Genomic DNA, 20,585 nt, shown 5'->3' on the forward strand with positions numbered 1-20,585 from the left:
CAACTGTTGATCGTCACCATTCAGGACCTCTGCGTTTTAAAATCAAAGACAAAACCTCGGAGTCGCTGCCTCCGCATCCAAGCCGGGGGGCTTGCGGTCCTCGGACCTCTGCAATATTGGGGGGTTCTCAACAATGACCATTTCTCATAAAATTCGACCAACCCACCATGTCAAGATCCCATTCGCTCCCGTTTTATGACACCCTGAAAACCTATCAACTCTCCTGGTTGCGTTACGATCTCGTTGCCGGACTCACCGCCTGCGTGGTCATGATTCCCTCGGTGATCGCCTATGCCGAACTGGTGCACATGCCGCCCATTTCCGGGGTTTACGCGGCCCTGGCCGCATCGGTCGGCTACGCCCTGTTCGCCTCTTCCCGGCATGTGATCGCCGGTCCGGATGCGGCCATCGGCCTTCTGGCCGGCACGGCCATCCTGCCGCTCGCCGCCGGTGACCCGTCGCGGATTCCGGCCCTGGCCGCGCTGCTGGCCCTGCTCTCCGGCACCATCCTGGTCTTCGCGGCCCATCTGCGCATCGGCACCATCGCCGATTTCCTCTCCCGACCGGTTCTGGTCGGCTATCTGAACGGCGCCTCGTTGATCCTGGTTTCGACCCAACTGGGCAAGCTGTTCGCCATCAAGACCAGCGGCGAGGACTTTTTTCCCCTGCTCTGGCAGATCGCCACGCAGATCCATCAGACCCACGCGCCTACCCTGATCTTCGGCATCGCCACGATCCTGACCCTGATCGTCATCGCCCGACATCTGCCCTGGCTGCCCGGCGCGCTGGTGGTGTCGGTATTGGGGATCCTGGCGGCCCGCTACCTCGGATTGGGCGAAATGGGGGTGATCCTGGTGGGGGCCGTTCCGGCTGGCGCTCCGGCACTGGCCATGCCGATCATCCACTGGTCCGATCTGCCCGCGCTGGTACCCGCCGCCCTGGCGATCGCCTTTCTGGCCTTTTCCGACGGCATTCTGCTGGCCCAGGTGTTCGCGGACAAAAACCGCTACCAGATCAATCCAAATCAGGAGTTGAGCGCCCTGGGCATGGCCAACATCGGCGCCAGTCTGTTGAGTGGATTCCCGGTCTCGGCCAGTCAATCCCGCACCTCGATCGTCGATTCCACCGGCGGCAAGTCACAGATGGCGCAACTGGTCGCCGCCGCCGGGCTGTTGCTGTTCCTCTTCTTTTTGACCGATCTGCTCGCTTTCCTTCCCAAGGTGACCCTGGGGGCGATTCTGATCTTCACCGGTCTGGGGATGCTGGAGATCGCCCCCTTGCGGGAACTCCTGCGCCAGGATCGTTTCGAATTCTCCATCTCCATGGCTGTGACCCTGGGGATCCTGATCTCCGGGGTGGTGCCCGGCATCATCCTGGGACTTCTGATCGCCCTCATCGGGCTGATCGTCGAGGTCTCCCGCCCCGGCGACGCGGTGCTCCGTCGGCCTGGACCGGGACGCAAATTCCGTGACTTCGGCGTCAACTCCGTGGAGGGCGAAACCATCGACGGGTTGTTGGTCTACCGGCTCTATGCCCCGTTGATCTATGCCAATGCCCGCCATGTGACCAACCGGCTTCGGCAGTTGATCACCTCGTCCAATGTGCCGATCCAATGGTTGATCATCGACGCCCAGGCAATCACCGACATGGATATCACCGCCGCGCAACGGTTTGCCGAATTCCTGCGCGAGGTCAACGCCATGGGGATCGAGGTGAAAATCGCCGACACCACCTATCCGTTCCGCCGGCAACTCGAACGCATGGGATTGACCAGGAATCTCGAGCCTGGATACCTGTTCCCAACCGTCAAGAAGGCGGTGGAGGCCTACGAGGCGCTGCTCAGTCCGATCCAGGAACTGGATTTGCTCGCCCAGGAGCCGGATTCGGAACCGTTCACCATTCTGTTGCGGCGCGAGGGGTCCAATCTGACGGTTTCGTGCACCTGTGGCGGAAACGACGAGGAGAGAACCTGCGACCATCGATTGGCGGTGTTGCGCGGGGATCTTTCCGCGCTGAATCTGCTCAATACCGAGGAACATGAGATCCGCAACCTCACCCGGATGATCGAGGGCACGGACGTTGAACTGGCCTGGAGTCGTCTGTCCACCACGGAAAAGTTGATGCAGGAGATCCAGAAGGATTATCAGCAGGCCAAGGATGAGATCATCAAGGCGATGAACGATTGATGGGACACTGGATCCGGATCTCTCCGGCGCGGCGGGATCCGGACCGGATCGGTTCATGAGGGCTGGAAACGGGGACTGATCGAGGCTATGCTTGCGTGGACCATCCGGAGAGCGCGTCCATTCACGGGATCGGACCGCGCGCTCTCATCCATTCAGCCCTTGCAGGGAGGGGCATACCCATGATCAGTGTGGAATGGAAACCGGAGTACGAGATCGGCAACGCCGAGATCGACGGACAGCATCGGTTTTTGTTTGACATCGCCAATCGTATTTTCCAGACCCTGGGCACCGAGGAGCAGATCTTGGTCTTGAGCGAACTGTTCGATGAACTGTTCGAATACACCCGCCGACATTTTCGGGACGAAGAGGTGATCTGGCGTCCGCTTGGCGAGGAGATATTCCAGGCGCATCGGAACAAGCATCTTCTGCTTCGAACCCAGCTCGAGGCGATCTGGTTGAGCGATTCGATCTTCAACCGGGACAAGACCGCTCAATCGCTGTATGAGTGGGTGAGCGCGCTGCTCCATCACGTCTTGAATTTCGATCGGGGCATGAATCGGAAACTTCTGGATTCGTAACGATTGAGGCCGCCCACTCTTGCAGAAGGCCCTGCAAGAGTGGGCGGCCTCAATCGTTGGAATTTTCATGCGCCGGTCTGGCCGCGCGCGCTGTCCGTCCGACGCGAACGCGCCAGGTTCACGCCAGAACGGCAAGATTCCCTTCCGCATACTCCCCATCCAGATCGGTCAACACCTCGTAGCCGGTCTCGGTGACCAGGATGGTGTGCTCGAACTGGGCCGAGAGCGAATGGTCCTTGGTGACCACGGTCCAGCGGTCCGGAAGGACGCGGATCTCCGCGCCGCCGAGGTTGACCATCGGCTCCACGGTGAAGATCATGCCGGGTTTGAATTCCGCGCCGGGAGGAAGCTTGCGACCGTTCTTGTCCGTGATGTAATGAAGCACGGCAGGCTCCTCGTGGAACTCCCGACCGATGCCGTGTCCGCAATACTCCCGCACCACCGAACATTGATTCTTCAGGGCCAGAACCTCGATGGCCGCGCCGATGTCGCCGAAATGGCCCTTGGGACGGATCACCCGAATGCCTGCGTCCAGACACTTCTTGGCCACCTGGACCAGGCGGACCGCCTTGGGGATGGGGGTGCCGACGTGAAAGCTCTTGTTGGTGTCGCCGTGAAAGCCGTTCAGGTGGGCGGTGACATCGATGTTGATGATATCCCCGTCACGCAGGGTGCGCGGACCGGGGATGCCGTGGCAAACCTGCTGGTTGATCGAGGTGCAGATCGATTTCGGAAAGCCCCGATAGTTGAGCGGCGAGGGGCGGGCGTTGTTGTTCACCAGGAATTCGTGACAGAGGTCGTTGAGTTGCTGGGTGGAAACGCCGGGCTGGATGTGCGGCTCGATCATTTTCAAGGTGAGCGCGGCCAGGCGGCAGGAGGCGCGCATCAACTCGATCTCTTCGGCGGTCTTTATTTTGATGGTTGGCATGGGGTTCCCGGTTCCTCGGTGACGCGTGATCTTGCGGCGCGATGTGGATGAGGTGCGCCGTTATTGCGCAAAATATTTTTTTATTGCGCAAGAAGAACTTTGCACAATCATGAGAGTGCCCGGATCACGGTGGATCCGCGGGAGGGGCGGCCAGTTGGGCCTGGGTGTCGATCAGCTGTCCCTTGCGGTGGATGGTCATCTCCACCAGATCGCCGGGCTTGAAGCCGCGCAGCACCCGGGCCATGGCGCGCGGCGAGCCGATCGATTGACCGTTCACGGAGATGATCTGATCCCCGATTTTCAAACCCGCCCGTTCGCCGGGACCGCCAGGAGCCACGCGGGCGACCGCGACCCCGTTGGGGGCCAGCTCCGGCGCCACCCCCAGCCAGACGGTGGCCGGTGGTTCGGCAGGGTCGGCGGGCATCTCCCGCGCCTGGGGTGGCGCCATTTCTTCCAGGGGCGGCATCCCTTCCGGGGGCATGGCATACGCATCCGGGAGTTGACGGGCCATCTCCGGGGAGAGGGGGGGCTGACCCGGCCAGACTTCGGCGCGGGGTCGCTCGCGAGACGGCTGCGGACCGCGCGGCTCCTCGTTTCGTCCGTCCGGGGCGCTGGAGGGGTGATCGCGGCTGTCGTCCGGGGTGATCTTGATCTCCTTTTCTTCGCCCTTGCGCTGCACGAGCAGGGTCAACTCCTTGCCGGGCTGGGCCGAGGCGAGCGTGGCGAGAAAATCCCGCGTCGAGACGATTCCCTTGCCATCCACCTTCAACACGATGTCGTTGCGGGTCAGTCCTGCCTTGTCCGCCGGTCCATCCTTGAAAATCTCGCCGATCCGCACACCTTCCGGGGGTTGCACCGTGATCCCCAGCCAGCCGCCGGCCATGGCCGGAGAGGCGAGAAGCGAAACGAGCGCGGTCATGGTCAAGACGCGGCGGGTACGGGTCGCGGACATGCGGTCTGCCTCCGAAAGCGAAAATTAAGGGTCGCGAAGCGCCATCCGATCCGGCATAATGGATCAAGAAACTCCCCAGGTTGGCGTGCCCGTGGCAGGGGGATGCGAGGTTCCTGCCATCATGCCAGGTTACGAGAAAGCATAGAGGGATTTTTGCGGCGCGTCCACCTGCGTTGACTTTCGGAACACGCCGGGAGTATAAATGGGGATTGATCCGGGCACCGTGGGGGGCGACCGAAGTTTCACGGCACAAAAAAAACGCGGGTATGCCGCGCATCCTCTTCCCCAGGGAGGCTGGCCGGATCATGGCATGGGAATTACTCGACGATAAGGATGGTCGCATGGCGAACGATAACGGACGGGCCGTGCTGGTGCTGGAGGACGGGACGCGCTTCGATGGTTTTTCCTTCGGCGCGGGCGGTGAGCAGGTGGGCGAAGTCTGTTTCAACAGCTCCATGACCGGCTATCAGGAGATCATCACCGATCCCTCCTACGCGGGTCAGATCGTCACCATGACCGCGCCGCAGATCGGCAACGTGGGGGTCAACCCCGAGGACATGGAGTCCGAACGACCCCGCATTCGCGGCTTCGTGGTCAAGGAGAACTCCCGGATCGTCTCCAACTGGCGAGCCCGCGAGTCGCTGCCGGAGTTTCTCAAACGGTACGACGTGCCGGCCATCGAGGGGATCGACACCCGGCGACTGGTCAACCATCTGCGCGAAAACGGCGCGCTGCGCGGCGTGCTCTCCACCCTCGACTTCGATACCGCCTCCCTGGTCGCCAAGGCGCGCGCCTGGCCCGGCCTGGCCGGCATGGACCTCACCCCCGAGGTGACCTGCGACACCCCGCACGACTGGACCGATGGCCCGATTCCCTGGAAAAAGGAGATCTGGAGCGCCACCGATCGCGACGAGTCGGAACGCACCTTCTCCGGCAAGCGGGTCGTGGCCCTGGATTTCGGCATCAAACGCAACATCCTGCGCGGGCTGGTCTCCGTGGGGTGCCACGTCAAGGTGCTGCCCCGCGCCGCCACCCTGGACGACATCCTCTCCCGAAAACCGGACGGGGTGTTCCTCTCCAACGGTCCCGGCGATCCGGAGGCGGTCCACCATGCCATCGCCGTGATCCGCCGGCTGCTCGAAACCGATCTGCCGATCTTCGGGATCTGTCTGGGCCACCAGATGCTCTCCCTGGCCCTGGGCGCCAAAACCCGAAAACTGAAATTCGGTCATCGCGGCGGCAACCATCCGGTCAAGAATCTCCTGACCGGCCAGGTCGAGGTGACCTCCCAGAACCACGGCTTCGTGGTCGAACCCGACGGCATGCCGAATGATCTGGAGGTGACCCATCTCTCTTTGTTCGATGGCACCGTCGAGGGGGTGCGGTTGAAATCCCGACCGGTCTTCTCGGTGCAGTATCATCCCGAAGCCAGTCCGGGGCCCCACGACGCCCATTATCTGTTCCGTCAATTCGCGTCGCTGATGGTGTGACATGCCAAAACGCACGGACATCCAAAGCATTCTCATCATCGGCGCCGGCCCGATCATCATCGGTCAGGCCTGCGAGTTCGACTACTCCGGGGTGCAGGCCTGCAAGGCCCTCAAAGAAGAAGGGTACAAGGTCATCCTGGTCAACTCCAATCCGGCCACCATCATGACCGATCCGGAGCTGGCCGACCGCACCTACGTCGAACCCCTGACCGTCGATTCCCTCACCTGCATCATCCGCCAGGAGCGCCCCGACGCGCTTCTGCCCACCATGGGGGGGCAGACCGCCTTGAATCTCGCCATGGCTTTGGCCAAGGCCGGGGTGCTCGACGAGTTCGGGGTGGAGCTGATCGGAGCCTCGAGCCAGGCGATCGCCAAGGCCGAGGACCGCATGCAGTTCAAGGAGGCGATGCACCGCATCGGCCTGGGACTGCCGCGCTCGGGGTTCGCCCATTCGCTGGAAGAGGCCCTCGAGGTGCTCGAGGAGGTGGGGTTCCCGGCCATCCTGCGTCCGAGCTTCACGCTGGGTGGCACCGGCGGCGGCGTGGCCTACAACCGCGAGGAGTACGTGGAGCTGATCCGTTTCGGCCTGGCCGCCTCCCCGACCCGCGAAGTGCTGGTCGAAGAGTCGCTGTTGGGCTGGAAGGAGTTCGAGATGGAGGTGGTGCGCGATCGCGCCGACAACGCCATCATCGTCTGCTCCATCGAAAACCTCGACCCCATGGGGATCCACACCGGCGACTCGATCACCGTGGCCCCGGCCATGACCCTGACCGACAAGGAGTTGCAAGAGCTGCGCGACGCCTCGATCGCGGTGTTGCGCGAGATCGGCGTGGATACCGGCGGCTCCAACGTGCAGTTCGCCATCCAACCCCAGACCGGGCGGATGATCATCATCGAGATGAACCCGCGCGTGTCGCGCTCCTCGGCCCTGGCTTCGAAGGCGACCGGTTTCCCGATCGCCAAGGTGGCCGCCAAGCTGGCGGTCGGGTATCTGCTGCCCGAGATTATGAACGACATCACCGGGGTCACCCCGGCCTCGTTCGAGCCCTCCATCGACTACGTGGTCACCAAGATCCCACGCTTCACCTTCGAGAAATTCCCCCAGGCCGAGGCGATCCTCACCACGCAGATGAAATCGGTCGGCGAGGCGATGTCCATCGGACGCACCTTCAAGGAGTCGCTCCAGAAGGCGTTGCGCTCCATGGAGACCGGCCTGAGCGGATTCGATCCGGTGTTCGACCCGTCGGGCTTTGCCAACACCTCCGACATGGAGGCGGAGCTGGCCTGGCGGTTGAGCCATCCGGGTCCGGACCGGGTGTTGTTGCTGGCCGATGCCCTGCGCATGGGCAAGAGCGCCCAGTGGCTTCACGAGACCACGGTCATCGACCCCTGGTTTCTGGATCAGATCGCCCAGATCGTCGAGGCCGAACAGTCCCTGGCCGGATTGGATCTCGCCGCCCTCCCCGCCGAGCGGTTGCGCGGCCTCAAGGCCATGGGCTTCTCCGATCAGCGGCTTGGTGCGCTGCTGGGCTGTTCCGCCGCCGATGTGCGCTCGGAACGACTGGCCAAGGAGATTCGACCGGTCTTCAAGCGGGTCGATACCTGCGCCGCCGAATTCGCCTCCCAGACCACCTACCTCTATTCGAGCTACGATCAGGCGTGCGAGGCCCGTCCGAGCGACCGGCGCAAGATCATGATCCTGGGCGGCGGTCCCAACCGCATCGGCCAGGGGATCGAGTTCGACTACTGCTGCGTCCACGCCGCCTTTGCGTTGAAGGATGCCGGCTTCGAGACCATCATGGTCAACTGCAATCCGGAGACGGTCTCTACCGACTACGACACCTCGGACCGGCTCTATTTCGAGCCGTTGACCCTCGAGGACGTGTTGGCCATCGTCGATACGGAGAAGCCCGAAGGGATCATCGTGCAGTTCGGCGGACAGACTCCCCTCAAGCTCGCCAAATCCCTGGAAGCCGCCGGCGCGCCGATCATCGGCACCTCGCCCGATGCCATCGACATCGCCGAGGATCGCGAACGGTTCCAGGTGTTGCTGCAACGGTTGGATCTGAAACAACCTGAAAACGGTCTGGCCCGCTCTCCGGAAGAGGCGCGCCTCGTCGCCGAGCGGGTCGGCTACCCGGTGGTGGTACGTCCTTCGTATGTCCTCGGCGGACGGGCCATGGAGATCGTCCACGACGCGGAAAATCTGGAACGCTACATGGTCACCGCGGTACGCGCCTCCCCGGACCATCCGGTGTTGATCGACCACTTCTTGAACGATGCCATCGAAATCGATGTCGATTGCGTCTCCGACGGCAAGGATGCGGTGATCGGCGGCATCATGGAGCATATCGAGGAGGCAGGGGTCCACTCCGGGGATTCGGCCTGCTCGCTGCCCCCCTATTCGGTGGGCGAGGCCCTGCTGGAGGAGATCGAGCGCCAGACACTCCAGTTGGCGGATGCGTTGGGCGTGGTCGGCCTGATGAACGTGCAGTTCGCCATCAAGGACGACGTGATCTATCTGCTGGAGGTCAATCCGCGCGCCTCGCGCACCGTGCCGTTCGTCTCCAAGGCCACCGGCGTGGCCCTGGCCAAGGCGGCGGCGCGGGTCATGGCCGGCGCCACCCTGGATGAGGTGGGGATGCGCCACTATCCCAAACTCGATCACGTCGCGGTCAAGGAGGTGGTCTTCCCGTTCCAGAAGTTCCCGGGCGTGGACACCGTGCTCGGTCCGGAGATGAAATCCACCGGCGAGGTGATGGGATTGGCCGGCGATTTCGGACGCGCCTTCGCCAAGGCCCAGGAAGGGGCCGGCACGATCCTGCCGCGTCTGCCGGCGGATGGCGGGATGGTGTTCATCTCGGTCAAGGATGCCGACAAGCAGGCGGTGATCGCCCCCGCTCGCGGACTGTTGGAGTTGGGCTTCAAGCTCTGCGCCACCCGTGGCACGGCCAGCCACCTGATCCGCGAAGGGGTGGCCGTCAAGGTGATCAACAAGGTCCAGGAGGGGCGTCCCGACATCGTGGACATGATGAAAAACGGCGAGGTGGCCCTGGTCTTCAACACCACCCAGGGCAAACGGGCCCTGGCGGCCTCGTTTTCGCTGCGGCGCACGGCACTGATGACCGGCATACCCTATTTCACCACCGTGGCCGGAATGCGCGCCGCGGTCGAGGCCATGACCGCCGTGCGCGCGAGCGAACTTCAGTGCAAGGCGTTGCAGGATTATCACGCTTGAGAGGGCTTGGGAAAAATCATGAATAAAAAAGTACCGATGACCCTCCAAGGGGCGGAAAAACTCAAGGCCGAACTCAAACGCCGCAAGAGCGAGGAGCGTTCCCGCATCGTCGAGGCGATCTCCGTGGCCCGCGATCACGGCGATCTCTCCGAAAACGCCGAGTATCACGCCGCCAAGGAGCAGCAATCCTTCAACGAGGGGCGCATCCAGGAGATCGAATCGATGCTGGCCCTCGCCGAGATCATCGATACCAGCCGCATCCGCTCCACCAAGGTGGTGTTTGGCGCCAAGGTGACGGTGGTGGACGAAAAGACCGATACCGAGTCCGTCTACCGCATCGTCGGCGAGGACGAGGCCGATCTGGAGCAGGGCATGATCTCCATCACCTCGCCCATGGCGCGCGGCATGATCGGGAAAGAGGTGGGCGATACCATCGAGGTGCGCGCGCCGAGCGGCGTGCTGCGTTACGAAATCCTCGCCATTCAGTTCTAGGTCGTCCCGTCCCATGGCCAACCGTCGCCCGTCCAGCGCCCGTTGGCTGGAAGAACATCGCAACGATCCCTATGTGGCCGCCGCCAGACGCGACGGGTATCGCTCCCGCGCGGCCTACAAGCTCATCGAGATCGATGCCGCCCTGGCCGCCCGCTCCCAGGGACGGGGACTGTTCCGTCCCGGCGACGTGGTGGTGGAACTCGGCGCCGCGCCTGGTGGATGGACCCAGGTGGCCGCCAGTCGCGTCGGCGATCAGGGTCGCGTGGTGGCCATGGATCTGCTGCCTATGGATCCGGTGCCTGGCGCGCTGATTCTCCAGGGGGATTTTCTGGACGAAACCATCCTGGAACCTTTGCGCGCCGGCATGGGTCCAACAGGTCAGGCGGATGTGCTGTTGTCCGACATGGCCCCGAACATGACCGGATTCAAGGTGGCCGACCAGGGACGTGGTTCGCTGCTGGTCGAGGCGGCCCTCGATTTTGCCGTCGAGGTGTTGCGTCCAGGCGGTCGCATCGTGATGAAACTCTTCCAGGGCCCCGATTTCCACGCACTGGTCCGCTCGACCCGCTTGCATTTTTCCTCCATCAAGGTGGAAAAACCACCCGCCAGTCGCGATCGCAGCGCGGAGCTTTATCTCATCGGTTCCGGTTTCAAGGGGCGATCCGACCTTTTCAAGGAAAATGACGATTGATTCGGGTTGCGTCAAGAAAACTCGAGTCTTAAGGGTATTGTGTAGACATCTCCAGCGTGAGGCATGCCATGCGCGTTATCAAACAGGCTTTGACATTCGACGATGTGCTGCTCGTACCGGCCTACTCGGAGGTGCTGCCGACCACGGTGGACATCTCCACCCGCCTGACCAGAAAAATCCGCCTCAACATCCCCCTGGTCTCCGCGGCCATGGACACGGTCACCGAGGCGCGCGCCGCCATCGCCATGGCCCAGGAGGGGGGCATCGGCATCATCCACAAAAACATGACCATCAAGGAACAGGCCACCGAGGTGCGCATCGTCAAACGGTTCGTCACCGGCCTGGTGCTCGATCCCTGGACCGTCACCCCGGAGGCCACCCTGCAAACCGCCATCGACCTCATGCGGGAAAAAAACATCTCCGGCATTCCGGTCACCGCCGAGGATGGTCAGCTGCACGGCATTCTCACCAACCGCGACGTCCGTTTCGCCACCGATCTCACCCAGCCGGTCAAGGGGTTGATGACCCCAAAATCCAAACTGGTGACCGTGCAGCAAGGTGTGGCGATGAGCGAGGCCAAACGGTTGCTGCACAAACACCGCATCGAGAAACTGCTGGTGGTGGATGACGCCTTCCGCTGCGTGGGACTGATCACGGTCAAGGATATCGAAAAATCCCAGACCAACCCCAATGCCTGCAAGGATGAAACCGGTCGGTTGCGGGTCGGTGCGGCGGTGGGTACTGGTCGGGATGGTCGTCGTCGCGTCGAAGCGCTGGTGGAGGCCGATGTGGATGTGGTGGTGGTCGATACCGCCCATGGCCACTCCAGGGGGGTGCTGGAGATCGTCTCCTGGGTCAAGAATCGCTATCCCCAGGTGGAGGTGATCGCCGGCAACGTGGCCACCGCCGAGGCGACCCGCGCCCTGATCGATGCCGGAGCCGACGCGGTGAAGGTGGGGATCGGTCCCGGATCGATCTGCACCACCCGCATCGTCGCCGGCGTAGGGATTCCGCAGATCACCGCCATCTCCGACTGTTCCGAGGAGGCCGACAAGAGCGACGTGCCGATCATCGCGGATGGCGGCATCAAATATTCCGGCGAAATCGGCAAGGCGATCGCCGCCGGCGCTTCGACGGTGATGATGGGCTCGATGTTCGCCGGCGCGGACGAATCACCGGGCGAGGTGTTTCTGTACCAGGGGCGCAGCTACAAGACCTATCGCGGCATGGGATCCCTGGGGGCCATGGCCAAGGGATCGAAGGACCGCTATTTTCAGTCCGGGGTCGAAACCCGCAAACTGGTGCCCGAGGGGATCGAAGGGCGCGTGCCTTACAAGGGTCCGCTTTCGCTGTTGATCCACCAGATGGTGGGTGGACTGCGCGCGGCCATGGGGTACGTCGGCTGCGCGGATATCCCCGCCATGCGCACCAGGCCGGTCTTTGTCCAGATCACCAGCGCCGGACTCAAGGAGTCCCACGTTCATGACGTGACCATCACCAAGGAAGCGCCCAACTATCAATCGGGATTACTGTAGATGGATGACCTGTTGCACGCCCAGAAGATCCTGGTCCTCGACTATGGCTCGCAGTACACGCAATTGATCGCCCGTCGGGTGCGGGAGTCCGGGGCCTACTGCGAGATCCACCCCTGGAGCATGGAGGCCGAAGAGATTCAAGCCTTCGCGCCCAAGGGGATCATTCTCTCCGGCGGCCACCATTCGGTGTACGATGACGGCGCGCCGGGCATGAACGAGGCCGCGCTGGCCCAACAGGTGCCGATTCTGGGGATCTGCTACGGCATGCATCTGTTGGCCCGTCACTTCGGCGGCGAGGTCTCCCCCTCGGCGACCCGTGAGTATGGCCATGCGCTGTTGCGCGCCACCAGCAAGGGGCGGGAGTTTCCGGGTGGATTCCTCTCCCGTGGCGAGGGACGGGTGTGGATGAGCCACGGCGATCACGTCACGCGGGTGCCGTTCGGCTTCGAAACCCTGGCCATGAGCGACAACGGCATCCTGGCCGCCATGGAACATGTGGAGTTGGCGATTCTGGGCGTGCAGTTTCACCCCGAGGTCAACCACACCGAGGATGGCGCCACCTTCATCCAAGGGTTCGTGCGGGATATCTGCGGCTGTTCCGGTCTGTGGACCGCCGGGAACGTGATCGAACATGAAATCGCTCGCGCACGCGAGAAGGTCGGCGCGGATCGGGTGATCCTGGGGCTTTCCGGCGGGGTGGATTCGGCGGTGACCGCGGTATTGCTGCACCGGGCGCTGGGGGATCAACTGACCTGCGTGTTCGTGGACAACGGCCTGTTGCGCCTGAACGAGGGGGAGGAGGTGATGGCCACCTTCGCCAGACATCTGGGCGTGAAGGTGATCCGTGTCGATGCCGAGGAGCGGTTTCTGTCGCGTCTGACCGGGGTGAGCGATCCGGAACAAAAACGCAAGATCATTGGTCACACCTTCATCGAGGTGTTCGAGGAGGAGGCCAAAAAGATCGACGGGGCCAGATGGCTCGCCCAGGGGACCATCTATCCGGACGTGATCGAATCCGCCGGAGCCAATACCAAGGCCGCCACCAACATCAAGTCCCACCACAACGTCGGTGGGTTGCCGGAGCGGATGGGGTTGAAGTTGCTCGAACCCCTGCGCGAACTGTTCAAGGATGAGGTGCGCTCGGTCGGACTGGAGCTGGGGCTGCCGGCGCGTATGATCCTGCGCCATCCGTTTCCCGGTCCCGGACTCGGGGTGCGCATTCTGGGCGAGGTGAAGAAACCGTATGCGGATCTGCTGCGCCGCGCGGACGCGATCTATCTGGAAGAACTCTACAACACCGGCCATTACGACAAGATCTCCCAGGCTTTCGCGGTGTTTCTGCCGGTCAAGAGCGTGGGGGTGATGGGGGATGGTCGCAGCTACGACTATGTGGTGGCCCTGCGCGCGGTGGAGACCCGTGATTTCATGACCGCCAGTTGGTATCCCATGCCCCACGATATCCTTTCGCGCATCGCCAACCGCATCATCAACGAGGTCAAGGGGATCAACCGCGTGGTCTACGACATCACCTCCAAGCCCCCCGGCACCATTGAGTGGGAGTGAGGAGGTTTTCAAGGCACCGTTGCCGGCACCACGGAGCGGGAGTGAGGGGGGGTCAAGGAACCGTTGCCGGCACCATGGAGCGGGAGTGAGGGGGCCAAGGAACCGTTGCCGGCACCATTAGGGGTTCAAGGAACCGTCGGTGACGATGACGCTCGCAAGTGGCCCGGTCACAGGTGCCATCGGTTGTTCCTGAGATCGTTGAATCATGAGGACGCATGAAAAGGGAGGCGATGAGCCTCCTTTTTCGTTTGTTGGTCTTGGCACGGATGGGGGACAATCCGGACCGTGGACCTCCCGTTGTTCCGGCGTTTCAGTCAGCATGATGAGGGGAGAACCCCTTCACCATGGAAGATCCCTGGCGGGAGTTCCATGGTACCATGGTAACAAAAAAGGAGGCACGTGAGGTGCCTCCTTTTTTGTCATCGTGATGCGCCTGGTGAGAGAGCGGCATCACTTCATCGGCTTGAGTTCCACGCGACGGTTCTTGGCGCGGCCATCCGGGGTGGTGTTCGGCGCGACCGGCTTTTCGGCGCCGAAACCGGCGGTGGTCAGACGCTTGGCATCGATGCCCTTCTTGGCCAGATACTGCTTGACCGACTCGGCGCGGGCCTTGGCAAGCTTGTCGTTGTGGGGCTTGGTGCCGGTGTTGTCGGTGTGGCCCTGGACTTCGATCTTGACGTTCGGATTGTTCTTCAGGACCGTCACCACGCTGTCGAGGAGCGGGAAGGAGATCGGCTCGATCACGGCCTTGTCGGTCTTGAAGTGCAGGTTGTCGAGCACCCAGCAGCCGACGGCGTTGACTTTGGCGCCCAGAGGGGTGCCGGGGCACTGATCCTTGGAGTTGAGCACGCCATCCTTGTCGTCGTCACCATCGACCGGCGCGGGAGCCGGCGCGGGGGCCGGAGCCGGCGCGGCGGGCGCGTCGCCATTGCAGAAGAAGCACTGCGTGCCGGCGGCGGCGAGTTGGTTGCTGCTCTTTTGCGGATGCCACTGGGAATAGCCGTTCTTGGCCATCCAACCTTCCTTGACGGAGGCGGGGGTACAGGCCGACAGGCCCAGGGTGACGACGCCGGCCATGGCCAACAGGGTGATATTGGTATATTTCATGGTTTCCATCGACTCTAAGGTTGGAGGTAAGGAAAGTTGCAATCTACCAGATTCTGATGAAGTTGTCACTCTTGAAATTTCCGAGGCAGTTTTTTTTTGAATGCCTCGTTTGGGTGGAATCCATTGATCCGCTGCTTAAGAATGAACCTTTATGAAGAAAAAATATTGACAAATTGGCAAACCCGGCAATATGGTAGGATGATATAAATATACTCTTCCATGAATGAAACAATCAAGGAAAGATTTCCATGAATCGAATCCGCATCGGCACCAAATTGGCCTTGGCGTTTGTTTTCATCTTGTTGGTCGTCTTCGTGGGATTCGTGGGAACCTACTGGTCGTTGAACAGCGTCGAGGTGGCCGCGCGGCAGGTCGAGGAGGAGAGTCTTCCCTTCGCGCTTCTGGCCCACGAGATGACCGCCGGGGTGATCAATGTTCAGCAGTTTTTCAGCGATGTGGCCGCCACCCACGAGACCGATGGGATCAAGGAGGCCGACGAGGCTGCCAAGGTGTTCAAGGAAGGCGTGGGAAAATTTCAGCGCATGTTCCAGAATGAACAGGATCACGCCGCCCTGGAGAAACTGCGCGACCTGGACCGCGCCTTTGATCTTTATTTTGCCAAGGGCGGCGAAATGGCCCATGCCTATCTGAATGAGGGATTGGAGGCCGGCAACGCAATCATGGAGGTGTTTGACGAGGCTTCCACGAACACACAGAAGAAGTTGGCCTGGTTGCGAGACAGCCAAACCACTGAAGCGATTGAAAATACAAAACATATTCGCGACCAGGTGGGCTGGGTGCAATCCATCCTGATCGGGGTGGGCATCTCCATCATGCTGTTGACGCTGGCCATCGGGATTCTGCTGACCCGTGATCTCACCCAACCGATCCGCACATGCGAGCGGAACATCCATCAACTGAGTCAGGGCGACCTCAACGTCAACTGCATCTTGAATCGTCACGACGAATTCGGCTCGATGATCCAGAGCGTGATCGGCGTGGCGACCAGGTTGCGGGAGGTGATCGCCGGGGTCCAGGATGCCACAGGTCATGTCACCTCCGGAAGCGAACAGCTCACCGCCACCGCCCAGGCGTTGGCCGAGGGTTCCACCCAGCAGGCCGCCGCCGTGGAGGAGACCTCCGCAGCCATGGAACAGATGTTGGCCAACATTCAGCAGAATACCCAAAATGCCCAGGAGACCCGCACCCTTTCGTCACGGGCTGCCAGGGACGCCAGGGAGGGGGGCGTGGCGGTGCGGGAGGCGGTGGTGGCCATGAAGGAGATCGCGCAACGGATCGCCGTCATCGAGGAGATCGCCCGTCAGACCAATCTGTTGGCGTTGAATGCCGCCATCGAGGCGGCGCGGGCCGGGGAACAGGGCAAGGGATTCGCGGTGGTGGCCGCCGAGGTGCGCAAGCTCGCCGAGCGCAGCCAAGGCGCGGCGGGGGAGATCATGCATCTGGCCGACAACAGCGCGCGCACGGCGGAGAGAGCGGAAGCGATCATCCAGCGGGTGGTTCCGGACATCGAACGAACCGCCGGACGCATCGAGGAGATCGCCACGGCCACCCAGGAGCAGAACAGCGGGGTGGATCAGATCCACAAGGCCCTGCAACAGCTCGATCAGGTGATTCAGCGCAACGCCGGCTCCTCGGAGGAGATGGCCGCCACCGCCGGCGAACTCTCCAATCAGGCGCATCGTCTGGAATCGCTGGTGGGATTCTTCCGGGTGAGTTCGGTTCCAGCCCGGCTGGGGTGATTATTTCGTTCCGGGGGACGATATGGTCGTCCCCGACGCGATGACATGCGCCATCAGATCGTCCACGCTGGTCGCCACATGGTAAACGGCCGGGTTGTCGTCTGTGGCAAGGGCCTGGAAGTGCGCCTTGCCGCAGGCCATCCTGGCCCTCTCCTGGTGGCGCAGATCATCCTGGAACAGTCCACCCTTGGTTTCCACCACGAAGTAGAGCCGTTCGTCGCCATCCTTGTCCACCAGGATGGCCCAGTCCGGATTGTAACTCCCAAGCGGTGTGGGAACCTTGAACCATCCTGGCAACTTGGCATAGACCCGGATCGCTTCGTTGGTTTCCAGTTGTTCGGCGAACGACCGTTCGACGGACGAATCATACACCACGTGTTCGTAAACCGATTTGTGGGTATCCCGGAGCATCTCCTTGATGTATCCGGTCAACTCCTCCTGTTCGAAGAGTTCCTGGGCAAAGTAGTGGTCCGCGCCGATGCGTTGATAGCGGATGCCGTTCACCAGGGCCAGACGTTTGGCCCGTTGGATGCTCTCGGAGGCCAATTCCAGAAACTGTTGCGGGTTGCGACGAAAATCCTCCAGGCGTCCACTGCTGGTCAGGATTTGCACGATGCTTTTCCGCGTGAGTTGGGTCTGATCCTGCAACACCGTGAGCAGGTCGGGAAGTTCGAATGGGGGTTCGTCGATGCCCACAGGCGCCGCTTGCGCCGTTTCCACGGCAGCCACGCCTCCCTTGCCGATGGTCAAATCGGCTTTGCGGAATCGCATGCGGGCCGGTATGACGGGTGGGGCCTCCTGGATGGCCCGCGTGCAATCGTCCAGCAGTCGCGCATTGTCGAATGCCACCCGGTAGGTGGTTTTGTGTTTGATGCGGTTCCAAAGAGCGCGAAACGCCTCGCCGTGCAGGATCGTCTGACGGGTCTTGATCGAGATCCGCTCGTCGGCATTCTTGATCGCCAGTTTCCCGGCCAGCTTGCCCAACAGCTCGCGCACCTGGGGAAGCGAAGCGGCAAAGGGTTCCGGAAGGTGCAGGGTTCCGGTCTGGATGGCCGTTCTCAGGGAGTCCTGGATCGTTCCCCTGCCATCCAGATGGCCGGTCTCCACAAGATGATGCCAAAGACGTGTCGAGGCTTCGATGCCCATGGGCGCGATTTGTCCGGCGGTGCCCGCCACCGGGATGGTCACGAAGGCGTGGGGCTCCACCATGCCGAATCGGATCCCGGTCTCCTCCTCGATCTCCTTTTGCAGCGTTTTGGCGAACTGCTCATAGCTCTCGGAGGCGATGACGGTCAGGGTGTTGACGTCGAATCCTCGCAACCGTTCCCCCTGCTGGTTGACGCACAGACGCAATCCGCGACCGATGGTCTGGCGCCGTTTCATCTCCGTACCCATGTCGCGCAGGACGCAGATCTGGAAGACGTTGGGATTGTCCCACCCCTCCCGCAGGGCGGAATGGGAAAAGATGAATTTCAGAGGTGTTTCGAAGCTGAGCAGACGTTCTTTCTCCTTCATGATCAAGTTGTAGGCACGTTCGGCGTTATCCCGGTTGGCCTGGTTGTTTTCGGCGGTATCGGCCCAGCGTTCCTTCTTGTCGATTGAGAAGTATCCTTTGTGCACCTCCTCGGGAAGGGTGCGGATGTCCACCTCCTGGAACAAGGTGTGATATTTTGGCTTGGCGATGGCCCGGCGGTACTCTTCCTCGAACATTACCGCATACTTGCCCTTCTTGGATGCGACATCCGGGCCGGCACGGTAATGCTCGACCGCATCGATGAAAAAGAGCGAAAGAACCTTGATCTCCTGGGGCAGCAGACGCAACTCCTTGTCCAGATGCTCCTCGATGGTGCGGCGGATCATCTGCCGCTTGAGGATGTCCGGGTCCACATCCCCGACAGCCTCGCCCAGACGCAAGGGGCGCTCCAGGTTGGCCAGTTCCAGGAACTCCTCACCCGCCTTGCAGCCGATGTTCTGTACCAGACAGCCGGCATGGATCGAACGTCCGGAGATCCGCTCCAGATCATCGCCCGCTTTCACGCTCTTGACCATTCGGCGTACCCGGTCGCCCTGCTGGCAATCGAGTTCCACCCGCGCGACGATGCCGCGTTTGTTGCCGGTCTCGACGAATCTGATGTAGGGGGTGTTGTGGCCGCCCTGCACTTCGAGGGAGGCCACCTCGATCTGTTTGACCAGTTTGCGTTCGTAGGCGTCCACCGGATTGAGGCGGTAGAGCATGTGATGCTTGTCCACGTGGGTGGCCGAATAGCGCAGGGTGCAGAGCGGATGCATTTCGTCCAGGGCTTTTTTTCCCTGGCCTTCCAATCCGCCATCCACGCTTTGGGGTTCATCGACGATGACGATGGGGCAGGTGGCGCGGATCAGGTCGATGGGACGTTCGTCGTTGGTTTTCTCGGTCTCCTTGTAGAGGTTGTTGACCTCCTTTTTGTTGATGGCCCCCACGGTCACCACCATGATCTGGATGTGGGGCGAGGTGGCGAAATGGCGTACCTGTCCCAGTTTTCCGGAGTCGTAGAGGAAATAGTCGAAGGGGGTATTGGCGTAGAGGCCCCGGAAATGGTCGGCCATGATCTGGAGCGATTTATAGACCCCCTCCTTGATGGCCACCGACGGCACCACGATGACGAACTTGGTGAATCCGTATCGTTTGTGCAACTCGAAGAGGGTGCGCAGATAGACGTAGGTCTTGCCGGTGCCGGTCTCCATCTCCACGGTGAAGTCGCCGGAGGCCAGGGTGTCGGACGGGGGCAGACCGTTGCGCAACTGCACGGCCCGCAGGTTGGCCAGGAGCACCTCATCGGCCAGAAGCAGACGGTTGCCGACGCCCAACTCCTCAAGGCGGTTTCCAGCCATGTGAAGAGATCCGCCATGACTGACCGTGAACTCGGTGCGGCACGCCTCCTGTCCCCGAAAGAGATCGCACACCGCTTCGATGGCGGCAAGCTGATAGTCCAGGTCGGGTTCAAAGTGGAGCTTCATGACGGTTTCCCCCGCTTGGCAGGGTTGATTTGTTGGGGTGGAAGCTTGGCCGCCGCATCTTCCAGGGCATGGATCAATTCATGTTCGCCTTCCGCCTCCAAGAAAGCGCGACGCCTGGCAGCGAACAGATCGTATTCCGCTTCGGCATGGTCATTGGCATCTTTTCTGGAGATCTTTCCCGGACTGAGCAGAACCTCCCGGTCGTTGAAGCGCAAGAATTCATCCAGTCTGCGCTCCCAATCCTGGAGAAACACCTGTTTGCGCCGTTTGGCCTGATCTTCCGCAAAATCCAGCCACATGACGACGATGCGATTCAGTTCGGTGATTTCCGATTCTTGCAGGTAGTTCTTGGCCACGATCACATCGCCCTTGCGCACGACCTCTCCCTTCCAGGTGCTCACCCCCATGTTGGGCAAGGCATGGTTGGCGCGACTGGCGATCAACTCGGGAGCGGTCTGACCGGTGGCGGCGAAATGGAGTTTGTTCTGGATATGTTTGAAAAAGGCGGTCGTCTCGCGGCTGGAGGGGGCATAGTCCGCAGCCAGCTTGAAGATCTCCAGCACCCGCAGATACATGCGGCGCTCGCTGGCACGGATGTCCCGGATGCGCTCCAGCAGTTCGTCGAAATAGTCGGGGATGCCGGAACCGGCCACCGGCGGATTCCTAAGCCGCTGGTCGTCCATGGTGAAGCCCTTGACGAGGTACTCCCGCAGCCGTTCCGTGGCCCAACGCCGGAACTGGGCGCCGCGTGCCGAACGCACCCGGTAGCCCACGGCCAGAATGGCGTCCAGATTGTAATGCTCGATCAGACGGGACACCTCCCGGTCGCCCTCCCGGCGAACGATCCGGAATTTCCGGATAGTTGACTCTGGGATCAATTCCCCCTCCTCGAAGAGGTTCATCAAGTGCTCGTTGATGGTGCGGATGTCTTTATGAAACAGTTCGGCCATCAACGCCTGGGAGAGCCAGAGGCTCTCTTCCACAAAACGGCACTCCACCCGTGTGCGACCGTCCTCGGTTTCGTAGAACAACAGTTCGCCGGTGGGTTGCGAGGCTTGCGTAGTCATC

Annotated in this window: 14 protein-coding genes; 9 read left to right on the top strand and 5 right to left on the bottom strand. The window is 61.7% G+C overall.

Annotation, left to right across the window (positions count from 1 at the left end; all coding sequences use genetic code 11):
• Positions 1 to 167: 167 nt before the first annotated feature.
• Positions 168 to 2,186, top strand: coding sequence for a SulP family inorganic anion transporter (locus ACOY6C_RS07190; RefSeq protein WP_420904801.1), 2,019 nt, complete (start codon positions 168 to 170; stop codon positions 2,184 to 2,186).
• A gap of 179 nt (positions 2,187 to 2,365) precedes the next feature.
• Entirely contained in the window at positions 2,366 to 2,764 is a 399-nt protein-coding gene (locus ACOY6C_RS07195; RefSeq protein ID WP_420904802.1) for a bacteriohemerythrin, read from the top strand.
• Positions 2,765 to 2,882: 118 nt separating this feature from the next.
• On the opposite strand, the gene map is transcribed toward ACOY6C_RS07195, so the two are convergent.
• Both map and ACOY6C_RS07205 read right to left on the bottom strand, forming a co-directional pair.
• The gene (gene map / locus ACOY6C_RS07200) at positions 2,883 to 3,692 is read right to left on the bottom strand and encodes a type I methionyl aminopeptidase (protein WP_420904803.1); all 810 of its coding nucleotides are present in this window, start codon (positions 3,690 to 3,692) and stop codon (positions 2,883 to 2,885) included.
• Positions 3,693 to 3,816: 124 nt separating this feature from the next.
• The gene (locus ACOY6C_RS07205) at positions 3,817 to 4,644 is read right to left on the bottom strand and encodes a PDZ domain-containing protein (protein WP_420904804.1); all 828 of its coding nucleotides are present in this window, start codon (positions 4,642 to 4,644) and stop codon (positions 3,817 to 3,819) included.
• 341 nt (positions 4,645 to 4,985) lie between these two features.
• Between ACOY6C_RS07205 and carA the strand changes: the two genes are divergently transcribed.
• The 6 genes from carA to guaA all read left to right on the top strand — a co-directional run bounded on the left by carA (position 4,986) and on the right by guaA (position 13,653).
• Entirely contained in the window at positions 4,986 to 6,134 is a 1,149-nt protein-coding gene (gene carA / locus ACOY6C_RS07210; RefSeq protein ID WP_420904805.1) for a glutamine-hydrolyzing carbamoyl-phosphate synthase small subunit, read from the top strand.
• Position 6,135: 1 nt separating this feature from the next.
• On the top strand, positions 6,136 to 9,372 hold the full coding sequence (gene carB, locus ACOY6C_RS07215) for a carbamoyl-phosphate synthase large subunit (protein ID WP_420904806.1): 3,237 nt from the start codon (positions 6,136 to 6,138) through the stop codon (positions 9,370 to 9,372).
• Positions 9,373 to 9,390: 18 nt separating this feature from the next.
• Positions 9,391 to 9,864 (top strand): transcription elongation factor GreA, encoded by a 474-nt coding sequence (greA, locus tag ACOY6C_RS07220; RefSeq protein ID WP_420904807.1) that lies wholly within the window; start codon positions 9,391 to 9,393, stop codon positions 9,862 to 9,864.
• 13 nt (positions 9,865 to 9,877) lie between these two features.
• Positions 9,878 to 10,555: an RlmE family RNA methyltransferase gene (locus tag ACOY6C_RS07225; protein ID WP_420904808.1), complete on the top strand. Its 678-nt coding sequence runs from the start codon at positions 9,878 to 9,880 to the stop codon at positions 10,553 to 10,555.
• Positions 10,556 to 10,623: 68 nt separating this feature from the next.
• Positions 10,624 to 12,090: an IMP dehydrogenase gene (gene guaB / locus ACOY6C_RS07230; RefSeq protein ID WP_420904809.1), complete on the top strand. Its 1,467-nt coding sequence runs from the start codon at positions 10,624 to 10,626 to the stop codon at positions 12,088 to 12,090.
• The gene (gene guaA, locus ACOY6C_RS07235; RefSeq protein ID WP_420904810.1) at positions 12,091 to 13,653 is read left to right on the top strand and encodes a glutamine-hydrolyzing GMP synthase; all 1,563 of its coding nucleotides are present in this window, start codon (positions 12,091 to 12,093) and stop codon (positions 13,651 to 13,653) included.
• A 450-nt stretch (positions 13,654 to 14,103) separates the two neighbouring features.
• On the opposite strand, the gene ACOY6C_RS07240 is transcribed toward guaA, so the two are convergent.
• The gene (locus tag ACOY6C_RS07240) at positions 14,104 to 14,760 is read right to left on the bottom strand and encodes an OmpA family protein (RefSeq protein WP_420904811.1); all 657 of its coding nucleotides are present in this window, start codon (positions 14,758 to 14,760) and stop codon (positions 14,104 to 14,106) included.
• A gap of 248 nt (positions 14,761 to 15,008) precedes the next feature.
• Between ACOY6C_RS07240 and ACOY6C_RS07245 the strand changes: the two genes are divergently transcribed.
• A complete protein-coding gene (locus ACOY6C_RS07245; protein ID WP_420904812.1) occupies positions 15,009 to 16,520 on the top strand; it encodes a methyl-accepting chemotaxis protein in 1,512 nt (503 codons plus the stop codon).
• Here ACOY6C_RS07245 and ACOY6C_RS07250 read toward each other — a convergent pair whose 3' ends face one another.
• Positions 16,521 to 19,517 (bottom strand): type III restriction-modification system endonuclease, encoded by a 2,997-nt coding sequence (locus tag ACOY6C_RS07250; protein ID WP_420904813.1) that lies wholly within the window; start codon positions 19,515 to 19,517, stop codon positions 16,521 to 16,523.
• Complete coding sequence (locus ACOY6C_RS07255; RefSeq protein ID WP_420904814.1) at positions 19,514 to 20,584, bottom strand: virulence RhuM family protein; 1,071 nt, start codon at positions 20,582 to 20,584, stop codon at positions 19,514 to 19,516. The genes ACOY6C_RS07250 and ACOY6C_RS07255 overlap by 4 nt, the downstream gene beginning before the upstream one ends.
• Position 20,585: the final 1 nt, after the last annotated feature.

Source organism: Candidatus Magnetaquiglobus chichijimensis (genome assembly GCF_045865675.1).
Taxonomy (GTDB): domain Bacteria; phylum Pseudomonadota; class Magnetococcia; order Magnetococcales; family Magnetaquicoccaceae; genus Magnetaquiglobus; species Magnetaquiglobus chichijimensis.